Origin of the sequence: Chthonomonas calidirosea T49, from assembly GCF_000427095.1 — a bacterium.
Classification (GTDB): domain Bacteria; phylum Armatimonadota; class Chthonomonadetes; order Chthonomonadales; family Chthonomonadaceae; genus Chthonomonas; species Chthonomonas calidirosea.
This window is the reverse complement of sequence record NC_021487.1, coordinates 2,011,121-2,031,968: the sequence shown is the minus strand read 5'-3', so window position 1 is coordinate 2,031,968 and position 20,848 is coordinate 2,011,121. Positions and strand designations below refer to the sequence as shown.

General features: G+C 55.2%; 20 protein-coding genes. 9 read left to right on the top strand and 11 right to left on the bottom strand.

Annotated elements, in window-relative coordinates; all coding sequences use genetic code 11:
• Positions 1-26: 26 nt before the first annotated feature.
• Entirely contained in the window at positions 27-323 is a 297-nt protein-coding gene (locus CCALI_RS08450) for a Dabb family protein (protein ID WP_016483060.1), read from the bottom strand.
• Between the two features lie 553 nt (positions 324-876).
• On the opposite strand from CCALI_RS08450, the gene CCALI_RS08445 reads away from it, so the two are divergent.
• From CCALI_RS08445 to CCALI_RS08430, 4 genes are all read left to right on the top strand, one after another.
• Positions 877-1,284, top strand: coding sequence for a hypothetical protein (locus tag CCALI_RS08445; protein WP_044949034.1), 408 nt, complete (start codon positions 877-879; stop codon positions 1,282-1,284).
• A gap of 267 nt (positions 1,285-1,551) precedes the next feature.
• On the top strand, positions 1,552-2,046 hold the full coding sequence (locus CCALI_RS08440) for a GNAT family N-acetyltransferase (RefSeq protein WP_016483059.1): 495 nt from the start codon (positions 1,552-1,554) through the stop codon (positions 2,044-2,046).
• Positions 2,047-2,068: 22 nt separating this feature from the next.
• On the top strand, positions 2,069-2,911 hold the full coding sequence (locus CCALI_RS08435; RefSeq protein WP_016483058.1) for an alpha/beta hydrolase: 843 nt from the start codon (positions 2,069-2,071) through the stop codon (positions 2,909-2,911).
• Between the two features lies 1 nt (position 2,912).
• Positions 2,913-4,886, top strand: a complete 1,974-nt coding sequence (locus CCALI_RS08430; RefSeq protein WP_016483057.1) for a DUF6785 family protein — start codon at positions 2,913-2,915, stop codon at positions 4,884-4,886.
• On the opposite strand, the gene CCALI_RS08425 is transcribed toward CCALI_RS08430, so the two are convergent.
• Positions 4,887-5,180 (bottom strand): hypothetical protein, encoded by a 294-nt coding sequence (locus CCALI_RS08425; RefSeq protein WP_016483056.1) that lies wholly within the window; start codon positions 5,178-5,180, stop codon positions 4,887-4,889.
• Between the two features lie 3 nt (positions 5,181-5,183).
• A complete protein-coding gene (locus tag CCALI_RS16480; protein ID WP_016483055.1) occupies positions 5,184-6,053 on the bottom strand; it encodes a hypothetical protein in 870 nt (289 codons plus the stop codon).
• 141 nt (positions 6,054-6,194) lie between these two features.
• Between CCALI_RS16480 and CCALI_RS15150 the strand changes: the two genes are divergently transcribed.
• Complete coding sequence (locus CCALI_RS15150; RefSeq protein ID WP_016483054.1) at positions 6,195-6,812, top strand: DnaJ family domain-containing protein; 618 nt, start codon at positions 6,195-6,197, stop codon at positions 6,810-6,812.
• A gap of 156 nt (positions 6,813-6,968) precedes the next feature.
• Here the strand turns inward: CCALI_RS15150 and CCALI_RS08410 are convergent, their stop codons facing one another.
• The 8 genes from CCALI_RS08410 to CCALI_RS08375 all read right to left on the bottom strand — a co-directional run bounded on the left by CCALI_RS08410 (position 6,969) and on the right by CCALI_RS08375 (position 15,682).
• Positions 6,969-9,125, bottom strand: a complete 2,157-nt coding sequence (locus tag CCALI_RS08410) for a S9 family peptidase (RefSeq protein ID WP_016483053.1) — start codon at positions 9,123-9,125, stop codon at positions 6,969-6,971.
• Between the two features lie 177 nt (positions 9,126-9,302).
• Entirely contained in the window at positions 9,303-10,490 is a 1,188-nt protein-coding gene (locus CCALI_RS08405) for a hypothetical protein (protein WP_016483052.1), read from the bottom strand.
• 5 nt (positions 10,491-10,495) lie between these two features.
• Positions 10,496-11,068 (bottom strand): anti-sigma factor family protein, encoded by a 573-nt coding sequence (locus tag CCALI_RS08400; RefSeq protein ID WP_016483051.1) that lies wholly within the window; start codon positions 11,066-11,068, stop codon positions 10,496-10,498.
• A gap of 45 nt (positions 11,069-11,113) precedes the next feature.
• Complete coding sequence (locus CCALI_RS08395; RefSeq protein WP_044949032.1) at positions 11,114-11,698, bottom strand: sigma-70 family RNA polymerase sigma factor; 585 nt, start codon at positions 11,696-11,698, stop codon at positions 11,114-11,116.
• Positions 11,699-11,791: 93 nt separating this feature from the next.
• Positions 11,792-12,721: a hopanoid biosynthesis-associated protein HpnK gene (hpnK, locus tag CCALI_RS08390; RefSeq protein ID WP_016483049.1), complete on the bottom strand. Its 930-nt coding sequence runs from the start codon at positions 12,719-12,721 to the stop codon at positions 11,792-11,794.
• Positions 12,722-12,744: 23 nt separating this feature from the next.
• Positions 12,745-14,217: a hopanoid biosynthesis associated radical SAM protein HpnJ gene (gene hpnJ / locus CCALI_RS08385; RefSeq protein WP_016483048.1), complete on the bottom strand. Its 1,473-nt coding sequence runs from the start codon at positions 14,215-14,217 to the stop codon at positions 12,745-12,747.
• A gap of 214 nt (positions 14,218-14,431) precedes the next feature.
• Entirely contained in the window at positions 14,432-15,178 is a 747-nt protein-coding gene (locus CCALI_RS08380; protein WP_016483047.1) for a hypothetical protein, read from the bottom strand.
• Between the two features lie 129 nt (positions 15,179-15,307).
• Positions 15,308-15,682, bottom strand: coding sequence for a hypothetical protein (locus CCALI_RS08375; protein WP_016483046.1), 375 nt, complete (start codon positions 15,680-15,682; stop codon positions 15,308-15,310).
• 308 nt (positions 15,683-15,990) lie between these two features.
• Between CCALI_RS08375 and CCALI_RS08370 the strand changes: the two genes are divergently transcribed.
• The 4 genes from CCALI_RS08370 (at position 15,991) to CCALI_RS08355 (ending at position 20,843) form a co-directional block, all read left to right on the top strand.
• Entirely contained in the window at positions 15,991-17,154 is a 1,164-nt protein-coding gene (locus CCALI_RS08370) for a 2-oxo acid dehydrogenase subunit E2 (RefSeq protein WP_016483045.1), read from the top strand.
• Entirely contained in the window at positions 17,151-18,515 is a 1,365-nt protein-coding gene (locus CCALI_RS08365) for an MmgE/PrpD family protein (protein WP_016483044.1), read from the top strand. Before CCALI_RS08370 ends, CCALI_RS08365 begins: the two co-directional genes overlap by 4 nt.
• Positions 18,512-19,387 carry a methylisocitrate lyase gene (gene prpB / locus CCALI_RS08360; protein WP_016483043.1) on the top strand — a complete coding sequence of 292 codons (876 nt, stop codon included), beginning with the start codon at positions 18,512-18,514 and terminating at the stop codon, positions 19,385-19,387. Before CCALI_RS08365 ends, prpB begins: the two co-directional genes overlap by 4 nt.
• Positions 19,388-19,868: 481 nt before the next feature.
• Entirely contained in the window at positions 19,869-20,843 is a 975-nt protein-coding gene (locus CCALI_RS08355; protein WP_172636644.1) for a cation diffusion facilitator family transporter, read from the top strand.
• Positions 20,844-20,848: the final 5 nt, after the last annotated feature.

The following is a 20,848-nucleotide window of genomic DNA, read 5'->3' as shown; positions in this document are numbered from 1 at the left end:
CGTCATCGTCCTCAATGATAGTCATTTCATTCAACTTGAAAATCGAACGCGAGGATGTCGGCGGTGTTCGGCAGAATAAGCTTTTGCACGACCTCTTGGTGCGCCGGATGCGGTCCGTAGTTTTCGAGAGCTTGACGGTTAACAAAGCGCACACGAAGCGCGTGCGTGTAGCCTTTCGATCTGCCGGAGAAATCGCGCCCGCAGTTCAGCTCGAGGATGCCCTCAATCTGCTGGGGGAGAGCTCGCAATCGGCGCATCACCTCTTCTATCGTTGTCTCCGAAACGCCCTCTTTCCATCGAAACAGCACGAGGTGTTCGATCACTCTCACTTCCTCACTGAAAGGTTCGACTCTTCTATTTTACCATCTTCTCATGAAAGTTGCGGCGAGCGTCCTACCTTTAGCAGAGCATACACAATAAAATAAATAAAAGAAGTAGATAGTTTCATATAAAACAAGCTTTCTATTTGAGAATAAGCCGATGTCTCTGAAAAAGGGATAACAGATGTGGCTGGACTCTAGCGATAAGCTCGCTGTGATAGACTGTCAAAGGTGGCTAGGAGCGGGGTGTTGGGACTTCTAGAAGGCATATGGTTACATGAGCGTCAACAGATGTCTCGTCTGATATCTACATAGAGATTGCGATCGGTGGTAAGAATATCTTAGTTTACAGGCCTTATGATAGTAAGGCAACCACGTAAATACGTATTGATCATAGTGGGTGCGTCGAAGTCGCTTTGGAAGAGAGGCCTCTGGTACAGACCCTCGTTTGGCTAGGTGGCGTCGGCGAGGTAACCTAGGGAACCTGCTACGGCGCGTGGCTCTACTACCTCTCTTCCGAGTGCTATGCACGGCTTGATTTGAGAGGTAACTTGCTATGGAAAAGGAACGTATTGAGACGATCCGTGTTGTGGCCGACCGTATTGCCGGTGAGATCCTAGCGCAGAACGACAAAAAACTTCTCCAGAATCTCTGGTGGAGTTCGCGCTATGACCATCTACGTGCGCTGCTCATTCGCGCCGGCGTACGCCGCGCAGAAAGGGGGCAACAGCCCCTCATCGGCTTCGAAGAGTTCGTCACTGTTTTTGAGCACGAAGAGGATGTAGAGCGCCCTGATTGGCGTTTGGCGCGCGACCTCGTGTTGATCCGCATCATCGAACAGTTGCACCAAAAAGGGTGGTTCCAGCAGCACCCAGATGCCTTACCAAAAGAGGCCACGCAGCTCCCTGTGCTCGACGAGAGCGATATAAGAGATATGAGAAGCAGGGAAGAGTTGATCGGGTAGTAGGGCGCAGGACCCTGCACCGCTACATTTGCATCTGTTTGGTCAGGCTAGCGGGTATGGCGCGGCTAGCCCTGTTGCTGGTCGGGCCGCTGTACTGGCTATACGGCTCAGCGGAGGTTTACCTGTCGTGCCAGAGCCGAGCCGCCGCCTTTAGGCGCGGTTGTTTGCATGCTAGATCGCCCCCGTGCAAAAATGATGCAGGAAACGCTAACCCCGCGTCGAAATAGAAAAGGGATCGAAACGCTTCTATCTCAGGAGAAGGTACCTATGCCCGATATGTTCGTGAACCTGCTGAAACTGCCACCTGTGGATCCGCTCATCCAAAAACTACGGGAAGAGGGTGTGGTGATTCGCCGAGCGCACCCTTTTGAAATAACGCCCATCCGCAAGTTCATCGAAACTCACTTCTCCATCGGATGGGCCGACGAAGTGACTCCCTGCTACGCCCGACAGCCCGTTACTCTCTTTATCGCCCTCCGTGATGGCAAGGTGATCGGCTTCGCGGCCTATGAAGCTACACGACGAAACTTCTTCGGGCCCACTGGGGTAGCGGAAGCGGAACGAGGAAAACAGATCGGCAAAGCCCTGCTTCTCGCCTGTCTTCACGGTATGCGAGAGATGGGCTACGTCTACGCCATTATCGGCGGAGTAGGGCCTGCAGATTTTTATGCGCGTGTGGCCGGAGCCACCCTTATTCCAGATAGCAGCCCTGGCATCTACACGGATATGATTAAGGACGACGAAAACGAGAGTAACTGCTAGAGAAGCATTAAGGAGAACTGCCATGTATACGAGCGCCCTTAAAGAGTGGGCAGCTGCCGGTAAACATCCCCTTTGGTCTTCTGCCGAACTATCGCAGCAGGCGGCACCCACTTCCACCCTCCGTGCCCTTTTGCCCTATCCCAGCAAAGCGTGTGGAGCGAGCATTATCGTGTTCCCTGGCGGGGGCTACGTTACCCTCGCCCCCCACGAATCGGACCCCGTGGCAGAATGGCTGACCACCCTCGGCGTCGTTGGATTTGTGCTCGACTATCGCCTTGCCCCCCACGCCAAGCACCCCGCTATGCTCGAAGATGCCACGCGCGCTGTACGCACCGTGAGGGCCAATGCCTCCCAATGGGGGCTAGACCCCCATCGCATCGGCGTGCTGGGCTTTTCTGCCGGCGGCCACCTGGCAACGACCCTTGCCACCCACTTTGATGCCGGAACCCCCAACCATGCTGACCCCATCGAGCAGGTCTCCTCACGTCCCGATCTCGTCATCGCCATCTATCCGGTGGTGAGCCTAGTAGAGAGCTACGCCCATGCCTGGTGCCGCAAGTGCCTTCTAGGTGATGACCCGCCGCAAGAACTGCTCGAAGACCTCTCCCCAGAGCGGCGTGTAACCTCTGAAACACCTCCCATGTTCTTGGTGCATAGCGTAGATGATAACGGCGTTCCTCCGGCGCATAGCCTGAAACTGGCCTTGGCTTTAAGTGAGGCGAACGTGCCCTACGAGCTTCATATCTACCAGGGTGGTGGGCATGGATATGGCCTTGCACGGCAAACACCCTATGCGCAGGATTGGCCGTGGCGCTGTGCACGCTGGTTGCAAGAGACCGGATTCACGGGTTTGCGGAGAAAATAGTGTGGCCGTTGAAAACCCCTCTTCTTCAGCTCCTCGATCCTCCTGGCGTGCTAGTGGCCTCACCCCACGAGCCCTTCTTCTAGGGTTGGTATTTACTGCCCTCTGCGACCTTTGGATCCACTGGGCCGAACTCGTTCTGGGTGAAAGAGGCCATACCGCCCTCGCCAACACCAGTATTCCGGTGGGGGCCTTCAACGTTCTCTTCTTTTTGGTGGTTTGCAACCTTCTGCTGTCTAAGTTCTGCCGTCCCCTAGCCCTCTCGAAGGCGGAGCTACTGGTTATCTACGTTATGCTCATCGTCTCCACGGTGGTCTCCTCGTCGGGAGGTATCCACTTCATCATTCCCACCGTTACTGCCGCGTTTTGGTATGCCGACAGCAGCAACCAATGGGCCTCCAAATTCCTCCGCTATATCCCCGGCTGGATCGCGCAAAAAAATCAGCTGGCCCTTAAAGGCTTCTATATCGGCAACGCCCATGTGCCTTGGGCCTTGTGGCGTGTGCAGCTGTTCTCTTGGTGGCTTTTTCTTGCCCTCTTTACCATGGCCACCCTCTGTCTCATGGCAATTCTGAGGCGCCAGTGGGTTGACCGCGAGCGCCTTGCGTTTCCTACAGTGGCTGTGCCGTTGGCCGTTATTCGAGAGCCGGCAAACCTATTGAGCAATGGGGTCTTTTGGATAGGCTTTCTTATTCCCTTCTCCATAGATGTCATGAACACTCTGCACCTCAATCTGCCCGCCTTCCCTTACTTTCCTACGCGAACCACCGACCAGCCCGACCTTCATAATCTGTTTACCTCGCCCCCATGGAGCGCCATCGGATTTACGCCGCTCTCCCTCTACCCCTTCGTCATCGGTATCGCTTTTTTGCTCTCCACCGATATGACCTTTAGCTGTTGGTTTTTCTGGCTCGTGAGCAAGCTGGAGCTGGTGTTTGGGGCTGCTGCAGGCATCAATGCGGGCGCCTCCGGAAGCGCTCAAAGCACTTGGCCCTATACGGGTCATCAAGGAGCTGGAGCTTTCATCGCGCTCACACTCGTGGGGTTGTGGTTCGCGCGGGGCTATCTGAAGGAGGTGCTGCGGATTGCGCTACACGGCGGCAACGATGCGGAGGAACCCTTGCCTTACCGATGGGCGCTTTTGGGATTTGTGATGTGTTTGGTCGGAATGATCGCATGGAGCCTGCACGCTGGAATGCATCTGTTACCGGCGAGTCTCATTGTGAGCTTGGCACTGGTCTATATCCTTGCTGCCACGCGCATCCGCGCGGAGACCGGCGATGCGTGGCTATTTGGGCCTACGGTCACCCCCTACGATGTCATGACCACAACCTTCGGTACCGCCTTTTATCAACCGGTAGACCTTACTATCATGGCCTTTCTACGCAGCGCCATCGCCAGCTACGACCTGCGTTGCATGGCCATGCCCAACCAGCTCGACGCCTTCAAAATGGCAGATGTGGTGGGCGTGGAGAAACGTCGGCTCACCGTGGCCATGGTGATCTCCACTCTGCTGGGCATCTTTATCTCCATGGCCATTGCGCTCATGGTGTGGTATGCGTTTGGAGCCGGAGCAAAAACCGACCCGTGGCGCACCTACATGGGACGCATGCCTTTTGACCAGCTCGCCAACGTGTTGAGCACACCACTAAAACCAGATACGCGAGGTTTTATTGCCATGGGCGTTGGTTTCCTCATTACCACCGCCCTTATGATGATGCGCATGCGCTATACCTGGTGGGTTTTTCATCCGGTGGGCTATGCCATCGCCAACACGCCCACCATGAACCAGATTTGGTTTCCTTTCCTCATTGCCTGGCTCTGTAAGGTGCTTATCCTTCGCTACGGCGGCATAGACCGCTACCGGCGCGCCCTCCCCTTTTTCTATGGTCTGATTGTCGGCGACTTCCTTGCGGGTGGACTAACGACTCTTGTTGGGTGTCTCACGGGTATCAATGTCTACCCTATAAACTGGTGATCAGTCTGCGTACTCCAGTTCCCCGTGTTTGTTGCGCAGAAGCACGCAAGAGGTGGCTTCAGCTGTCTGTAGGACGAGGGTGCTGCCATCCACCATATCTAGTTCTAGGGTGGTACCGGATTGACGTACGGCCTTCACCGTGCCCCCTGTCGGTAGGTTTTGCGGCACCTCGGCAACCCGAACGGTCATCTTCGAGCCGTCGGTAAACGTTATCAGTAGTTGAACGCTTTGAGGCTGTAGGGAGGCTATCGTACGCCCCTGAATAAGGCTCGTCAACTTTTGGTTACGTGCCATCTTTTACTCTCCTCCTGCTTTTACGTATCCCTGTCGAATCGCCTGGTCTTCCGTCATATACTCGCCGCGTTTGGTGTTCCCGTAGTAGCGCGAGCCAGGCAGAAAATATTTTCCAGAACGGGTGTTCACCCACACGCGCACGACTCCATTTGATGGAGTGCTGGGGGCGCCGTCTGCATCAACATCTGGGGTGCTAACCGGGGCTGGAGTGGTGGCCACCGGAGCCGCAAACCCGGCACGCGTTCTGCCTGAGGCCGCTTGCATAAACTGACGGTACTCCTGCGGACTAAGAGGACGATCGGTATGAAAAACCTGCTTATAGGTGGCGATCCAGTCGGTAGCGATATCGTGCTGCGCAACGGCCAAATCCATCTCGCCGCTGCACACCTCCCGATGAAGCTCGTTTTCAAGCTGATCTTTAATGTGAGCGTTCCAAGGACGCGTGATGTAAGACTGCGGCCATAGATTTTTGATGCTGTTGGAGCCGCCAAGCTCCAGGCTGATCAGATGGTCTATCTCATACTCGCCGGGTTGGTGATGATAGATGCCGTATTCCTGATAGACCTGTCGCTTGACCTCTACGGGCACGTTTCTTACCTTACGGGCATACCCCGGCGTACAGATGTCCTGTACCGTAACGGGCAAAGCATCGCCCGGTGTCAGCTGGGGGTTGGGCAAAAACTGTGCGTATTGGCTTCGGTCGGCTTCCACCACTGAATTGGGAAGGCCAGCTGGACTGGAGAGAGGCGTTCGAGGATGTCCACCACACCCTGCCAATAAAAATGCGAAAGCAAGGCTATACGCCCCCCACGCCTCGAAAGGGCGAGCAAGGTTTAGGAAGCCGGTTCTGATTTTTTTCTTGTTTAACCGCACGTCGATCCCCCTTCGTTGACACCAAGGATACCCTAAATTGGTCTCCCTATATTCTATCGCTTCGCTGCCAAGAGGATCAAAACCGATAGGCCTTTTAAGGTAACATGTCCCTATAAAACCTTCTTTCTTTAGAGTGTTTTTATGTTCGATCCAGATGTCATCGCGCTCATTGCAGAAAGAAAGATACAGGAGGCCATCGAGCAGGGCAAATTCGATAATCTCCCAGGAAAGGGCAAGCCGCTAGTGTTGGAAGAGGAGGCAATCGTGCCTCCGCACCTGCGCGTGGCCAACCACGCGCTGCGGAATGTGGGCGCGTTGCCGGAATGGGTTCAACTTTTGAAAGAGATCGTCTCGCTTAAGAGGGAGATAGCTCTGCTGCGCGCGCAGTTGATCACACAAAGTCGGCGACGACGTTTTGTGCTGAGTTCAGCACGAATACGGCCGGCTACGCGCGAGGCGTACCTTCAATGGTGCGTTCAAATGCGCGCTCTTTACCAGCAGCGCCTCTGCGAGGTAAACCTGCTAGTGCTGCGATTCTCTCTTATAGCGCCCCCCTCCCAAGTAGATAGGGCGCTTCCCTATCGCGTTGTGGTGGAGATGGAGGCGTTTGACACCGAGTTCCTTCCCTGTCCCCTTACAGCCCTCCCCGAGCTGTCTTCGGCAATACCTCTCGAGAGGAAAGCGCCCGATATTAAAGAGGGGTTTCTGCGGCGGCTCATGCGAATACGCTACCGCCATCTGCAGAAGCCTTCTAAGTAGGTAGAGAATGAGGAAAGAATTTAAGCTATACTCCGGCTCATTTGCTGGGTTACCTTTGGAGGGTAGGGCGGCCAGCGACCTGTTTAGCAGAGGCCCTATGGTTAGGCGTTCTCTCCTCACCAGCCGTCGAGCGGCCACCCGTAAAGACCTTCTTCGCTAGGATAGAGTCTCCATAAAAAAGTCTATCATTGTGTTATAGAGATGCTCTGCCATTCCCTCTAGGCCGTGGTGTTTATCTGGATAGACCATCATACGGAACGTTTTGCCAGCCTGCTGTAGAGCCTCTGCCAGACGCATGCTATTCTGAAAGTGCACATTATCGTCTGCTGTACCGTGTATCAAGAGAAAATGGCCCGTTAGTCGTTCGGCATAAGTGATCGGGCTTGAGCGCACGTAGCCATCGGGGTTGTCGGCTGGACGTCGCATATACCTTTCAGTATAGATGCTGTCGTAGAGAGTCCAATGAGTTACCGGTGCTACCGCAATGGCCGATCGAAACACGGAGGCTCCACGAAGAATGCAGAGGCTGGCCACATAGCCTCCATAGCTCCAGCCCCAAATGCCGATGCGCTTTGGGTCAACGTAGGGCAGGCTTCCGAGCCATTTCGCCCCTGCGATCTGGTCTTCAACCTCATAGTGCCCAAGATTTTGGTAGACGATCTTTTCAAAATCTCGCCCGCGCATGCCGGTACCTCTTCCATCTACCATGGCGCAGAGGAAGCCTTTTGAGGCAAAAAGCTGTTCAAAACCGTTGCTACCTCCGTAGGCGTCACGCACCGTTTGTGAGCCAGGCCCTCCGTAGACCGACATCACCACCGGGTAACGTTTATTAGCGTCGAAATCGGCCGGTTTAAGGAGAGCCGCATAAAGCTCTAGACCGTCGGAGGTTTTAAAGGTACGCAACTCCCAGCTTCCAAGAGGGATGTTTTTCAGCTGTGGCATAGGGTTTTCGTGCACGGTGGAGACCGGACGTCCGCTAGCTTGGTGGAGGGTTATTTTGGGCGGAGAGGCGATGCTAGAGAAGGTATCGAGGTAGTGTCGTCCATCGGGAGCAAACAGAGGAGAGTGGGTGCCGGCCTCGTCGCTTAACTGCATTATCTCGCCGCCTCCGTCCAACAACACACTGTAGATATGCCGTTGGGTAGGGTTGGGGCGCGCCGCAGTAAAAAAGGCGATGCGATGAAGAGAATCTATACCCACAACGCGATCTACGTCCCAACTGCCGGACGTGAGTTGGCGTAGAAGAGTGCCCTTTACGTCGTAAAGATAGAGATGTTGATAACCGCTGCGGTCGGACGGCCAGAGGAATTGATCGGAGTTCCCTACAAAGAAGACATCGCCAGGCGACTCGACCCAAGTGGAGGAAACCTCGCTAAAGAGCGTTTTCGTCTCGCCGGTAGCTGGGTCGGCCAGGAGCAGATCGATTCGATTTTGATGGCGCGGTATCCGCTGCAGAAGCAGCTGGTGTTGGGGTGTCCATTGCATTTGCGCGATATAGATATCGGGGTCGGAGCCGGTGGAAACCCAGCGTGTGGCAGGAACAACGGCGCTATCTAGTCCATCAAGAGCAATGACCCCTATCTTAACCAACGGGTTTGGGTCGCCTGCCTTTGGGTAGCGCGTGCGCACGGGCTCCATATGCAGGCGGGAATATTGCGGCAGATCGATTTCCGGCACTTGGGTCTCATCTATCTGGTAGTAGGCTATATAGCGGCCATCCGGTGAAAAAGCCCAACCATCTACAAGGCCCAGCTCCTCTTCGTAGACCCATCCAAAACGCCCATTGTAGATGAAGGGTGCCGCAGTGTTGGTGAGACGAAACTCCTTGCCGGAAGCGCACTCCAAGAGATAGATGTCGCCATGGCGCACATAACCGATATGCTTGCCATCGGGAGCCCACTTCACACCATAGTGCTCTTCAGAAGAGGCCAGTACCCGTTCCATTTTGCCGGAGGAAATGTCATAGATAAAAACCTCTCTATCACCACGGTCTGAGCGCCAATGAGGGATACGTGCAAAAAGCAGCCGACTTTCATCCGGCGACCACTGGTAGCCCACAATCTCCAACGTACGTGTCTCGGTTTTTTCGGGATCCGAAATCTTGAGGGCTTCCGGAGGCACTACCATCTTTCGTTCGCCGGTGACGATGTCATAGAGCCACACGGTGGTCGTGGTGGAATCGGGTGCATAGTCTAAAAAGCTAAAGCGGCGGCCATCTCGCAGCCAATGGGGCTGGCGCAGCACGCTAACCTCGAAGATTCGGTCGCGCGTGATGGCCTCTAACGTGAGTACCGGTGCGTTCGTCTCTGCCACAAGATCTCCTCCCTCGATGACAAATTATATTTTTCTTACACCCCAATCTTTCCTGCAGATATCAAAATTCCGAATTGGGCAGAAGAATGAAAGGAGCGAGGAGAGAGATGCGAGAGGCGAGAATCTCTCTCTTCTCTGGCCTCACCTCTTAGGGAAGGGGCAAGGAGGAAGAACAGCTTACTGTAAGGAGTTAGCAACGATAGCGAACTCGCTAGGAGTAAGATGACCGATGTAGATTATGGCGATGGCGCTGCCATCGGGGGCACGTTGAAGCCAGCGTGCCTCCATACCACGTAAAACGGCAGGTGGGCCGTAGCGCGCTCGTGGGTTGGGGCGCAGCACGCGTCGCTCGGTAAGGCTGAAGTAGTTGAGGCCCCGACTGTAGCGCAACACCACGCTAGGGTTATTCGGAGTGTCGGAAAGCCATATGCCGCTTAGCACGTAGCCTTCCGGCAGCTGGGTGGGCCTAAGGATGGGGAAGGGCACATGAGGCTGCGCCGCCTCGATGCTGGGAAACTGCGGACGTTCGGAGGGGAACAGCGGCTTCACGTCGGCCACGCGAGGCAAACTCGAGGGCGAAAACATCTGTGGGGTTACGCCCGCTTCCTCCCCAATAGCAATATTCACCATATAGGTGGCCGAGATCATTCCACGCGCGTTCCAAACCTCCTTGCGCAACACAATACCTGTTTGGCGATCAATCCAGAATTTGCGTTGGGGGATTCCCATCGGTTGTCCAGGCACATTTTCCAAGATGGTGACGATGGCACAATCGCGTCCGGCGACGTTCTCCTCTCCAGTCACCACGGCCTGCAGGCGACCGCTGCGAATGCCTTGTACCAGTTGGCGTATCTCCTTCTGTTCCTGATTTGTCGGCAAAGTCGCCACATCGAGGCGATGCTCACGAGCGTGATAGTCGAAGAAATGCCCTGGTAGAATGAGCATGATGTCGCCGGCAAACTGAGGTGGGGCGAGATATTGTATGCGTATGCGCCCATGCGTATCGGCCCAAATCTGCTGTTCAGAGTATCTGTCGCCGATCTGCGTTCGCTGCAAGCCGGAATAGGGGGCGCTTGGGTGAAACATCTGCTTTAGGAGCGCAATAGCTTGTTGATCTACCTGGCGCGATGGCTTAACAGAAGGCCGAAAGCGGGGTGGGCTGGCTTTTGGGCGGCGGTATTGCGGAACGCGGTAGGGCTTTTGCGCTGTGGCCGGCCTATAGAAAAACAGAGGGCTGCCAAGAAGGGCTAGAACGACCAGCACAAACCCTCTACGACAGAGCCAACGGGCGCCCTTTGCTGAGGGGAGCGGACTCAGCGGCCCGCTCCCCGAACGGTTCTGTGGATGTGTATGGGGGATAGCCATCGTCGCTACTCCGAACCGTTCCCTTCGCTATCCAAGCTAAGTGGGGCTGCAAGACGCTCGGCTGTAGGATCATCTAGCGGGTCGCTGGCAGCGGTAGCTACATGGCGTTCTAATGCCTGTTGTAGATGCGCTGCCGTATTGGTGGTAGCCATGGTGTTAGACGAGGATGTGGAGGTGGGCCGCCCCACCATAAAGAACACCAGAAGCCCCACCGCGGCCAGCCCGGCTCCCACAACGGAGACTCGGCGCAGGCTGAAGGCGCTGCATAATGCCTGCCACCCATCACGCCAATGTGCCAACGCGGAGCGCTGAGTTTGGGGCACGGGGCCGAGTGCATCGAGCTGGGCATGCAGTTTCCGCATAAAATCGTCAGGTGTGCTATGACGTTCTGCCGAACGCAGCGCCCCTACCAAGGCTTTCATCTGTTGTGCCTGCGCCGCACACTCACGACAATCGGCCAGATGGCACTCTACCTCCCAGGTTTGGCGGGCTGAGAGGATTCCATCGGTATAATCCGATAAAAGTCCCTGAATCCGTTCACAATCTCGATGATTCCCACTAGCAAAAGGTCTATTCATTTCGTTCGATCCCCCATCCTATACCCAAATCGATCTTACCCAATTCTATACTGTTATGTTCAAATAAGGCTCCAGCTTTCGCCGAAGCGCAGCACGAGCGTTGAAAAGTCGAGACTTTATCGTGCCTAACGGGCAGCCGGCAATCGCGGCGATCTCTTCGTAGGAGAGCCCTTCTACATCGTAGAGCAGCACCACCATGCGTAGCTTTTCCGGCAGCTCCTGAAGCGCTTTCTCCAACTTTTCGCCTAGCTCTTTATTCAACAAAAGACGTTGCGGATCGAAGGTTGCATCGGGAACGTCGCGCTGAGGGCCCTCTTCTTCCTCTTCGTTGTCAGGAGAAAGCGAAGTTACCAACCCTTGAGTACGCTTCGCACGGCGGCAATGATCAATACAGAGGTTGGTGGCAATGCGAAAGAGCCAGGTGTTAAGACTTGCTCGGCTTTGGAAGGAGTGTAAGCTGAGATAGGCGCGCACAAAGGTTTCCTGGGTAAGGTCTTCCGCATCCGTTGCATGACGCACCATACGATAGATGTAGTTGTAGACCTTATCCTTATAGCGCAGGACGATCTCGTTGAAGGCGGCTCGGTCGTTGGCCTTTGCGCGCTGTACCAGCGCCGTATCTGCGTGCATAACACTCCCCACTGCCGTCATTACCGGTTCACTCCCGTTTCCAATGCCTATGCGTTGTTTCTGTACCTTTAGACGTAGGGGGTACCGGATTGTTCAGCTTTTTATCGTTGTATTGGCGATCGCCTTTCGACTAGCAAACTGCTCGGCCTCAATGTAGGTGCCCGTTTGGAGCTCTAACACGGCGATCTGTGTACGCACACTTGGGTGCAGCAGCGCGTGCAGCTCCACATCCTCTACTGAAGGCGGTTGCAGCTCCTTGGGCAGCTTTTTAGCATAGTCGGTGCCTGGATGAAAGTAGATTTCGTTGGTGGCGCCCTCAAGCCGTTGTAAAAGCTTCACCACATAGTTGAGATGCATGTTACCGCTTTGCAGTTGGCCGTAGACGCGATCACAGTAAAAGAACGACGGCTGCCGATCATTATCGGCAAGAACCGCATGAAGAATGCGGAGGGCACGACGTCGCAGAAGCCTTAGGAAGAGGGCGGCTCCGATATTAAGGTTTACGTGGTCGCCGCCGTTGCGCCAATGGGCGAAGAACTCTTCAAAGGGCAGGCGAATGCGATAGATGTTGTAGGCGCGACATAGGGCGAGAAAGGGGTCGAGAACAGCCGGGTGAAGATGCATATGCTGGTGTCCATCCACATGCGACCAAGGCAGCCCGGTGGCGGCGAAGCGAGCGAACTGCGCCTCCATTTCATGGTAAAGCTCTTTCTGAGCGGCCTTCGAGAGGGCATAGCGCAGACCAACGCGAAGAGGGTCGGCTCCAAAGCGTCCGTTGGAGTTAACGATGTGCGGGATAGATTTGGGGGGCAGCAGCGCATGATCGCAAGAGACCACAATATGCAGCCCTACGCCCAGAGTAGGATGAGTTTGGGCTATTTGAAGCGCCTCGTGAAAACCCGGCTCGGTCACCATGAGGCTAGCGCTGGTAAGAACCCCCTGCGTATGGGCACGCAATACAGCGTCGTTTACCCGAGGGCTTAAGCCGAAATCATCGGCGTTAAGAATAAGAAAACGTTGCATCAAGAGCCCCGGATGGGCGACATTTAGGCTTGAGAGGCAGAGGGTGTGGACTTCGTTTCACGCTCGCGTTGCCGCACCTGTTCTTTACGCTCTTTCAGGTAGTTGAAGAACTCGCGCCCCTCTCGTAGGCGGCGCACAAACATCTGCCGATCGGTAAGCATTTCGGCCACGATGCGCGCGATGGGGCCGGGACGGAAGTAGAACTGGCGATACATGCGCTCAACGGCATCTTCGATCTCTGCGGCGGACATCGTTTCGTACTGAAGAGTGGCCACCTGGATGCCGGAGCCAGCCACCAGGCTATCTCGCGCGATCCAGCCGTTGGCGATGGCTTGGTCGTAAAGCTCGGTGCCGGGGTAGGGCGCTGCGATAGAGACCTGAATGGTGTGGGGATCGAGCTCTTTGGCGAAACGAATGGTCTCCTCCACGGTCTCTTTGGTCTCTATGGGAAGCCCGATGATGAAGGTGCCATGAACCTTAATACCCAGCTTTTTGCAGTTCTTCATGAATTCGCGGGCCATCTCTAGCTTGATGCCCTTTTTGATGCGGTTGAGAATCTGCTGATTGCCGCTTTCAAAGCCCACTAACAGGAGGCGCAGCCCATTATCTCGAAGCTGTTTGAGAGTATCATAGTCCACATGGGCGCGAGCGTTGCAACTCCATGTGAGCTTGAGCCGCTTCATGTGCTTGCTGATCTCCACGGCACGCGCACGGTCTATGGTAAAGGTGTCGTCGTCAAACATGTATTCGCGCACCTTGCTGCCCCAAATCGCTTTGGCCATCTCCATCTCACGTCCCACAACTTCGGGACTTTTCGCACGGTATTTATGACCACCAATGGTTTGCGGCCAGAGGCAGAAGGTACACTTGGCTGGGCAACCGCGACCGGTATAGAATGAGATGTAAGGATGGAGGAGGTAGCCGATAAAATATTTGGTGATATCGAGGTTTTCCGCGTAGACGGGGAAGACGGAGGGCATCTTGTCCCAGTCCTCTATCAGCTCGCGGTCGGGTGTACGGCGAAGTGTGCCGTCCGGCTCACGCCAAGAGAGCCCTTTTATCTCCTCCCAAGGTTTGCCCTGAGCCAGTTCAAGGCAGGTAAAGTCGAACTCATGTCGGCACACGAAGTCGATCACAGGGTTTTCTCGAAGGGTCTGTTCTGGTAGCACAGCCACATGGGCGCCGATGAAGCCGACCTTGAGGTTGGGGTTTTGTTCTTTCATACGGCGGGCGCACTCCACGTCGTTAGGCAAGGAGGGTGTGCTGGTGTGCATAATGACAAGCTCGTAATCCTTGGCGATCTTCAGCACATCTTCCACCGTAATACCGTGAGGAGGCGCATCAATAAGCTTGCTGCCGGGCACAAGAGCGGCCGGTTGAGCTAGCCAGGTTGGGTACCAAAACGAGGTGATCTCGCGTTTGGCTTGATATCGTGAACCAGCACCGCCGTCGAACCCCTCAAAAGAGGGGGGGTTCAGGAACAACGTCTTCTTCACCGTAACGGCTCTCTCCTCTCTATCCCAAAATAGAACTTTTCTCTTTCTCTATTATTTAGCATACCCTTAAGAGCGGGCGAAGCGCAACAAAGCCAGCCTGTCTCCTGGCAGCTGTGTGTGAGTTTCAACCCACATTGGTGCCTGGTGCGGGTGTGTTTCCCTAAGGATAAGGGGCGAGATACATCTCGCCCCTACCGTAGTTGGGTAGACCGTTCTATTTTGCGTTCGGATCGATCTTTTCTATCTGCCGATGCTGCACAATCCACGGCTCAAGCGCTTTCGCAATGGCCAGTTCTACGGCGCGCTGCTCGTGCGGCGTTTTAGGGCCACCGCTCACCACGGTGAAAAGCGAACTGATGAAGAAGGTTCCCAGAGCCTTCAGCACATCCTCTTTAGCCGTATCGTCCATGGATAGATCATGAACGTCGAGAGCAACCGTCCGATTTTTTACGTCTATAATGCGGAAGCTCACCGTGCAGGTGGACTTGGTTTTTGGTCCCAAACCCACCCAAATACTGCGTGAATGCCAGGACGCCATAGGTACCATTACCCAGTCTGCTCCTAAGGCCATACCCACGCGCAGCATGGAAGCCGGAGTGGGCATAAAATCAAACTTTGGCTCGTACTCCTCATTATTGTTGACTTGCAGCCAAGCGGCCGTGACGCGCGCTTCCGGTATCTCTTCAATACCCATCTTATTGAGCAGCTTGTGGAGGAAGTTCTGAGCGGTCTCATGGGAAGTTTTTGTGCCCCACTGAAACGTCCATGGAAATACCGCGATCTTTTCGATCTGTACCGGTTTGACATCGGTGGTGCCGGTAATCGGGATGGGGGTTCCCGAATCGCTCTTTGCATTCTCTGAAGGAGGGGTCGCCCCCGATAATACGGCGGACATGGAGAGAATGCCCGCGACACATAGGACGGTGGTGAACCCCCGTTCGAAAATTGCGAGATGTTTCATTCTGATTTTCTCCTTAAGTTTTGTAGATGCCATTGTCTGTTCTGATCTCCTATCTGTTTTTAGTTTGGGCTTGCGCCCCACACCGGTTCGATGCAACTTCCTATGCGGCCGGCTTGGGGCGGCTTTAAGCTAATGGTTGTACAAAATGGGCTTGTTGGGCAGTCGCCAACCTTTGACGTCTGGCGCTCCTTGCACGGATTGGAGCTTCGTGAGGATATTGCGGAACTGTTCCTCCTTCAACCCCATTCCGTGGCACAAGATGTCGCGCAGGGCGTATTCTGCAGAAAGCCAATTCGGAACCCTTGTGGTGAACTCCCTAATGGGGCAGCCAACGATCTCGCGCGCTTGAGTGTTGGGGGCAGTGAGCGTTCGAACCTCGATCTCATAGGTTGAATCGCTCATTTGGTACACCGCGATCTGAATCTGAAGGCCCGTACTGCCGGTCTCTTTGTGGGCTCCGGCAAGCTCGGCACTGCGAACCTTGACAGGGTAACGTTTGTGCATTCCTTTCTTCTCCTTTTGTTTGTCCGTTGTGCCGCGCGCAGGTACCTCTAAACTGCGCGGGCTCAAAAAGAGCGCAGACGCCCTGTTCGCCTGCATCGTTCTGCTTCCACTAGGCCAGGAAGAAAAGATAAGATTCTCCGAGGTAAGCTTTATAATTACAATGCGCTCGACGTGCAAAAAGAGGAAAATCGGGGTGTAAGGTGCTAAATTGTTAGTAGGAAGTTGCGAAGCTGCCGTAAAGAAGGTAAGACTCTTTGTGCCTCACTCTATGAGGCCTTGCTAGCCAGTAAAGGAGCCTTTTGAGAAAGATGCCGCTAGAAGAGGTCTATGTCCCTCAGATGGGAGAGGGATTGCAAGAAGTGGTTATCATTAAGTTGCATAAGAAGCCGGGCGATGTCGTGAAGCGAGATGAGCCTTTCTACACGATGGAGACCGATAAAGCCTCTCTCGAAGTGGAGTCGCCCTACGATGGTGTTTTGCGCGAATGGCTGGCAGAAGAGGGGGCTGTGCTGCCTATCGGGGCTCCCATCGCCCGCATCGAAGTGCTCGCCACGGCGACGGTAACATCTTCTCCTCTATCTCAGCCCTCAGAGACGGAAAGACAACAACCCCCTACGGTGACGATTCCTCCCCGCACGCGCGCCTACTGCAAGGAACATGGCATTTCTGAAGAGGAGATGCGCCGCATCCCCACACCTACCGGGAAGCTGTTGCCGGAGCATGTGGACGCCTACTTGCAAGCAAAGCAGCTGCAGCCATCGGCGCAAACGCGCAACATCTCTCTGGAAGATGACTATGTCGATCGCCCTCTCAGCGTGCGTCAGCGCACCTTCATTCACCGTCTGCTGCGTAGCCAGCAAACGGTAGTGCCTGCTTCGGCTAGGCGCGTAGTAGAGTGGGGCCGCATTCGACGTTTCGTAGACCGCCTGCGAGCAGAGGAGGAGCTTAGCGAGAACCCTGCCGAGAAGGCGCTAAAACCCACTGCTTTTCAAACGTTTGCCTATTGCGTGGCGCAAGCGCTAAAAGAGCATCCGCGTTTCCGCTCTACTCTCATCAGCGAGGCCACCTTGCGCGAATACCGGCATGCCAATCTCGGTATTGCAGTGGCCCTGCCGGAGGGTGAGCTCGTGACGGCTGTGGTGCCTAGGGCGGATACCCTCTCGTTTACCGACTTCCTACGTGTTGCTCAAGAGCGCATTGAAAGGGCACGTGGCGGGGAGGACCAGGCTGCAGAGACAACGCATTTTCTCTTGAGCTATCTAGGCCCCTACGACATTCTCGATGCCACGCCCGTTTTGGTGGCCCCAGCGGTAGGTGTGCTTTTCATTGGCTCGGCCTATACGCTAGAAGAAAAACAGGTGGCCAATATCTCCTTGACCTTTGACCATCGCATTGTTCAGGGGGTAGATGCTGCGCTGTTTCTACAAACCGTCGCCCGCAACGTCGAGGCCATTGAGGAGATAGTGCTATGAATCTTTCTCAAAAGCTTAGCCGCTATGCCGACCGCTTAACCTACGAGCTTTTGCCGTCTGAGACGGTTCATGCGGTGAAGCGCCATTTTATAGATACGTTGGGCTGCGCTCTGGGCGCCTACGACAGCGAACCGGCCTCCATTGCGCGGTCTGTGGCCGGCACCGTTAGTAGCGCCTTGCCCGCCACCGTCATTGGCGCAGGTCTTAGTAGCTCGCCCGAGATGGCCGCCTTTGCTAACGGGGTCGCCTTTCGCTATCTGGACTATAACGATACCTATCTCTCTAAAGAGCCGGCTCATCCCAGCGATAACTTCGCCGCTGTTCTCGCCATTGCGGAGCCGATGGGGCGCACCGGTAAGGAGTTGATCGTCGCTGCGGTTCTGGCCTATGAAATTCAGTGCCGCCTGTGCGATGCCGCCTCCATTCGAGCGCGAGGATGGGATCATGTAACCTACGGTTCGTTCTCAACGAGTTTGGCGGCCGGAAAGCTGCTGCATCTCAATGAGGAGCAGCTGACTCATGCGCAGGCCATCGCCGCTGTCTCTCATAATGCGCTGCGCCAAACCCGCGTGGGCACCCTCTCGCACTGGAAGGGATGCGCTTTTGCCAACGTGAGTCGAAACGGGGTTTTCGCTGCCATGTTGGCGCGTCACGGTATGACCGGCCCCTCCGATATCTTTGAAGGCGAGATGGGGTTTTGGAGGCAGATATCCGGCCCCTTCAACCTCTCTCTGCCTGATCCGCCTGCACCCCCCTTCAAAATACAAGATGTCTGCATCAAGTTCTATCCCGCCGAGTATCACTCTCAGAGCGCCATAGATGCCGCGTTGTTGTTGCGACCGCAAATCGGCTCGATAGAAGCCATCGAAAAGATCACTATCTCGACCTTTCGGGCGGCCGCCGAAATCATCGGCAGTGAGCCAGCGAAATGGCACCCCACCACTCGCGAAACCGCCGATCATAGCCTGCCCTACTGTGTGGCCGTAGCCCTAAAGGAAGGCCGTGTAACGCTCGACTCGTTCGATGCGGCTCATCTCAATGACCCTGTGCTGCGCGAACTGACCCAAAAGATCGCCGTGGAGGTGGATTCTGCCCTCGATGCCCGCTATCCGGAGGGCATTCCTAACCGGCTACGGATTCGTCTGCGGAATGGGCAGGTGTTAGAAAAGGAGGTAACTTTTCCCAAAGGGCACGCGCGCAATCCCTTAACAGACGAGGAGATTGAGGAGAAATTCCGTCGCTTGGCCGCTCCCGTTCTTTCGGAGGAGCGTATCGCGATGGTGCTAAAACGATGTTGGAACCTCGAAAACGAGACCGATCTCAGCGGTCTTCTGGCCCTATTGACGGTTGAAAACGTATGACGCTCTCGCCTGGTGCGCTGCTACGCGCACGGCTTCAGAAAGGCCTGCTGGTTTTGCCCGGCGTTTTCAACGCCATTACGGCGTTGTTGGCTGAGCAGGTCGGCTTTGAGGCTCTCTACCTCAGCGGAGCTGGGGTAACCAACAGCCTTCTCGGCATGCCCGACATAGCGCTTATTACGCTCACAGAGATGGCACAGCAGGCGCGCTACGTGGCGCGGGCGGTGAAGCTCCCCGTTATTGCCGATGCGGATACGGGCTACGGGGAGGTGCTGAATGTCGCCCGCACGGTGGAGGAGTTTGAGCAGGCCGGCTTGGCCGGCTTGCACTTGGAAGACCAGGTGGCGCCAAAGCGATGTGGCCATCTCGATGGGAAACAGGTGATCCCTGCGGAGGAGATGGTGAAGAAGATCCGTGCGGCCGTCCGGGCGCGCTCCGACCCAAGCTTTTTCCTCATTGCCCGCACCGATGCCCGTTCTGTGAACGGTCTTGAGGATGCCATCGCTCGCGCAAAGCGCTATCTGGATGCGGGAGCCGATGCCATCTTTCCCGAATCGCTGCAGAGTCGAGCGGAGTTTGAGACGTTCGCTAAAGCGATATCGGCCCCGCTTCTAGCCAATATGACCGAATTTGGTAAAACGCCCTATCTCCGTGCTCAGGAGTTTGCCGAGATGGGCTATATCATGGTGATCTTTCCCATGACGGCCTTTCGCGTGATGATGCACGCGGCTCGCGAGGCGCTGCGCACCCTGAAAGAGACAGGTACCCAACAAAGCTTGCTCGACCGCATGCAGACCAGGAAGGAGCTTTACGAGTTGCTGCGCTATGCGGATTACGAACGCCTCGATAGGGAGATCGCCGAAGGCGATAGTTAGGCCCAGGACGTCTTCAAAAGGTTATTGGTGTTACAGAATGGGCTTTTCGGCAGCCGCCAATCTTCGACGTCCGGCGCTCCTTGCACGGATTGAGGCTTCGTTTTCTAGAGTCTCTAGTTTTTAGTAGGGCAGGAACTTGCGGTACGGCTATTCCCCATCAAATCCGTTCCGTGGCATAAGATGTCCTGCAAGGCGTATTCTGTAGAAAGCCTATTCGGAACCTTCGCAGTAATCTCCCTAATAAGGCTGCTCACGATCTCACGCGCTTTGGTGTTGGGGCAGTGAGCGTTCGAACCTCGAAACTAAAAACTTAAAACTAAAAATCCACTTCAAGAAGAGCGTGCTTGCTTGATCGCTTGGCAAAAGGTAGAGGGCGAAGAGGCCCAGTAGGTATAATCTCCTGGCGCACTTTTAGACGAGCCATTGACGTAAGAGAGAAGTAGACCACTGTTTGGGGATGCGGAGGCGAAAGAGAGCGCGGATGATGTCGGACACAACGCGGCGTAAGCTGAAGGCGGCCCTGCTTTCGGTGTTCACGAGCGGGTTCCTCACGGCTCTAAAGCTTCTTGTGGGGCTACAGAGCGGTTCTGTAGGCGTTCTCTCCGAATCGCTGCATTCTGGCACCGATCTCCTAGCCGGCTGCATTGCGCTCTTTTCCGTCACGACTTCCGACCGTCCGCCTGACAAGGAGCATCCCTATGGGCATGGAAAACTCGAAAGTCTGGCTAGCCTCTTAGAAGGAGGCCTTATTCTTTTAGGGGCGTTTTGGGTAGGGCGTGAAGCCTGGCAACATCTCCTTCATCCGGCGACCCTCCATCCGGCAACGACCGACGCCTTAGCCGTGATGGCTCTGTCAACTCTTTCCGATTTTGGGGCGTCGGCCTATCTCAAGCGTACGGCTCAAAAAACCGATTCACCTGTGCTAGCAGCCGATGCCCTTCATCTCTTCTCGGATGCGCTTGCCTCCGCTACCGTGCTCATTGCTCTTACCCTGGTGCGCCTCACCGGTTGGTATCGTCTTGACTCGCTGTTAGGGTTGGCCATTGTGAGCTGGATCATCCTTACCGCCTTTAAACTCTGGTGGGAGGCCTTTCAACTGCTCATGGATACCCGTTTGCCAGAACAGGAGGAGGCGGCTATTCGCCGCATTCTCGAAGCGGACTCGCGTGTCCTAGGGTATCATAAGCTTCGTACGCGAAAGATGGGCTCCCGACGCGACGCTGATGTGCATGTACAGATAGAAGATGAGTGTAGCTTGGTGGAGGCACACGCGCTTACGGAGGAGTTGGAGGATCGCATTCGTGCGGCTCTGCCCTCTATTCACATCAATATCCATATCGAGCCATATCACATGGAAATAGCTCACCAGCGCAGCGCCCATCAGCAGGATGAAGAGCGGGCCCTACAGCAACAGTATCTGCGTCTCGAAGCAGAGACCAATCGGACAAAAGAATAGATTTT

Excerpts from the sequence above, each read along its gene's own strand:
- CCALI_RS08445 (WP_044949034.1), top strand. The coding sequence starts at position 877 with ATGGAAAAGGAACGTATTGAGACGATCCGTGTTGTGGCCGACCGTATT.
- CCALI_RS08400 (WP_016483051.1), bottom strand. The coding sequence starts at position 11,068 with ATGAATAGACCTTTTGCTAGTGGGAATCATCGAGATTGTGAACGGATT.
- CCALI_RS08425 (WP_016483056.1), bottom strand. The coding sequence starts at position 5,180 with ATGGCACGTAACCAAAAGTTGACGAGCCTTATTCAGGGGCGTACGATA.
- CCALI_RS08365 (WP_016483044.1), top strand. The coding sequence starts at position 17,151 with ATGAATCTTTCTCAAAAGCTTAGCCGCTATGCCGACCGCTTAACCTAC.
- CCALI_RS08370 (WP_016483045.1), top strand. The coding sequence starts at position 15,991 with ATGCCGCTAGAAGAGGTCTATGTCCCTCAGATGGGAGAGGGATTGCAA.
- CCALI_RS08440 (WP_016483059.1), top strand. The coding sequence starts at position 1,552 with ATGCCCGATATGTTCGTGAACCTGCTGAAACTGCCACCTGTGGATCCG.
- CCALI_RS08435 (WP_016483058.1), top strand. The coding sequence starts at position 2,069 with ATGTATACGAGCGCCCTTAAAGAGTGGGCAGCTGCCGGTAAACATCCC.
- prpB (WP_016483043.1), top strand. The coding sequence starts at position 18,512 with ATGACGCTCTCGCCTGGTGCGCTGCTACGCGCACGGCTTCAGAAAGGC.
- CCALI_RS08395 (WP_044949032.1), bottom strand. The coding sequence starts at position 11,698 with ATGCACGCAGATACGGCGCTGGTACAGCGCGCAAAGGCCAACGACCGA.
- CCALI_RS08375 (WP_016483046.1), bottom strand. The coding sequence starts at position 15,682 with ATGCACAAACGTTACCCTGTCAAGGTTCGCAGTGCCGAGCTTGCCGGA.
- CCALI_RS08355 (WP_172636644.1), top strand. The coding sequence starts at position 19,869 with ATGATGTCGGACACAACGCGGCGTAAGCTGAAGGCGGCCCTGCTTTCG.
- CCALI_RS15150 (WP_016483054.1), top strand. The coding sequence starts at position 6,195 with ATGTTCGATCCAGATGTCATCGCGCTCATTGCAGAAAGAAAGATACAG.
- CCALI_RS08405 (WP_016483052.1), bottom strand. The coding sequence starts at position 10,490 with ATGGCTATCCCCCATACACATCCACAGAACCGTTCGGGGAGCGGGCCG.
- CCALI_RS08380 (WP_016483047.1), bottom strand. The coding sequence starts at position 15,178 with ATGAAACATCTCGCAATTTTCGAACGGGGGTTCACCACCGTCCTATGT.
- hpnK (WP_016483049.1), bottom strand. The coding sequence starts at position 12,721 with ATGCAACGTTTTCTTATTCTTAACGCCGATGATTTCGGCTTAAGCCCT.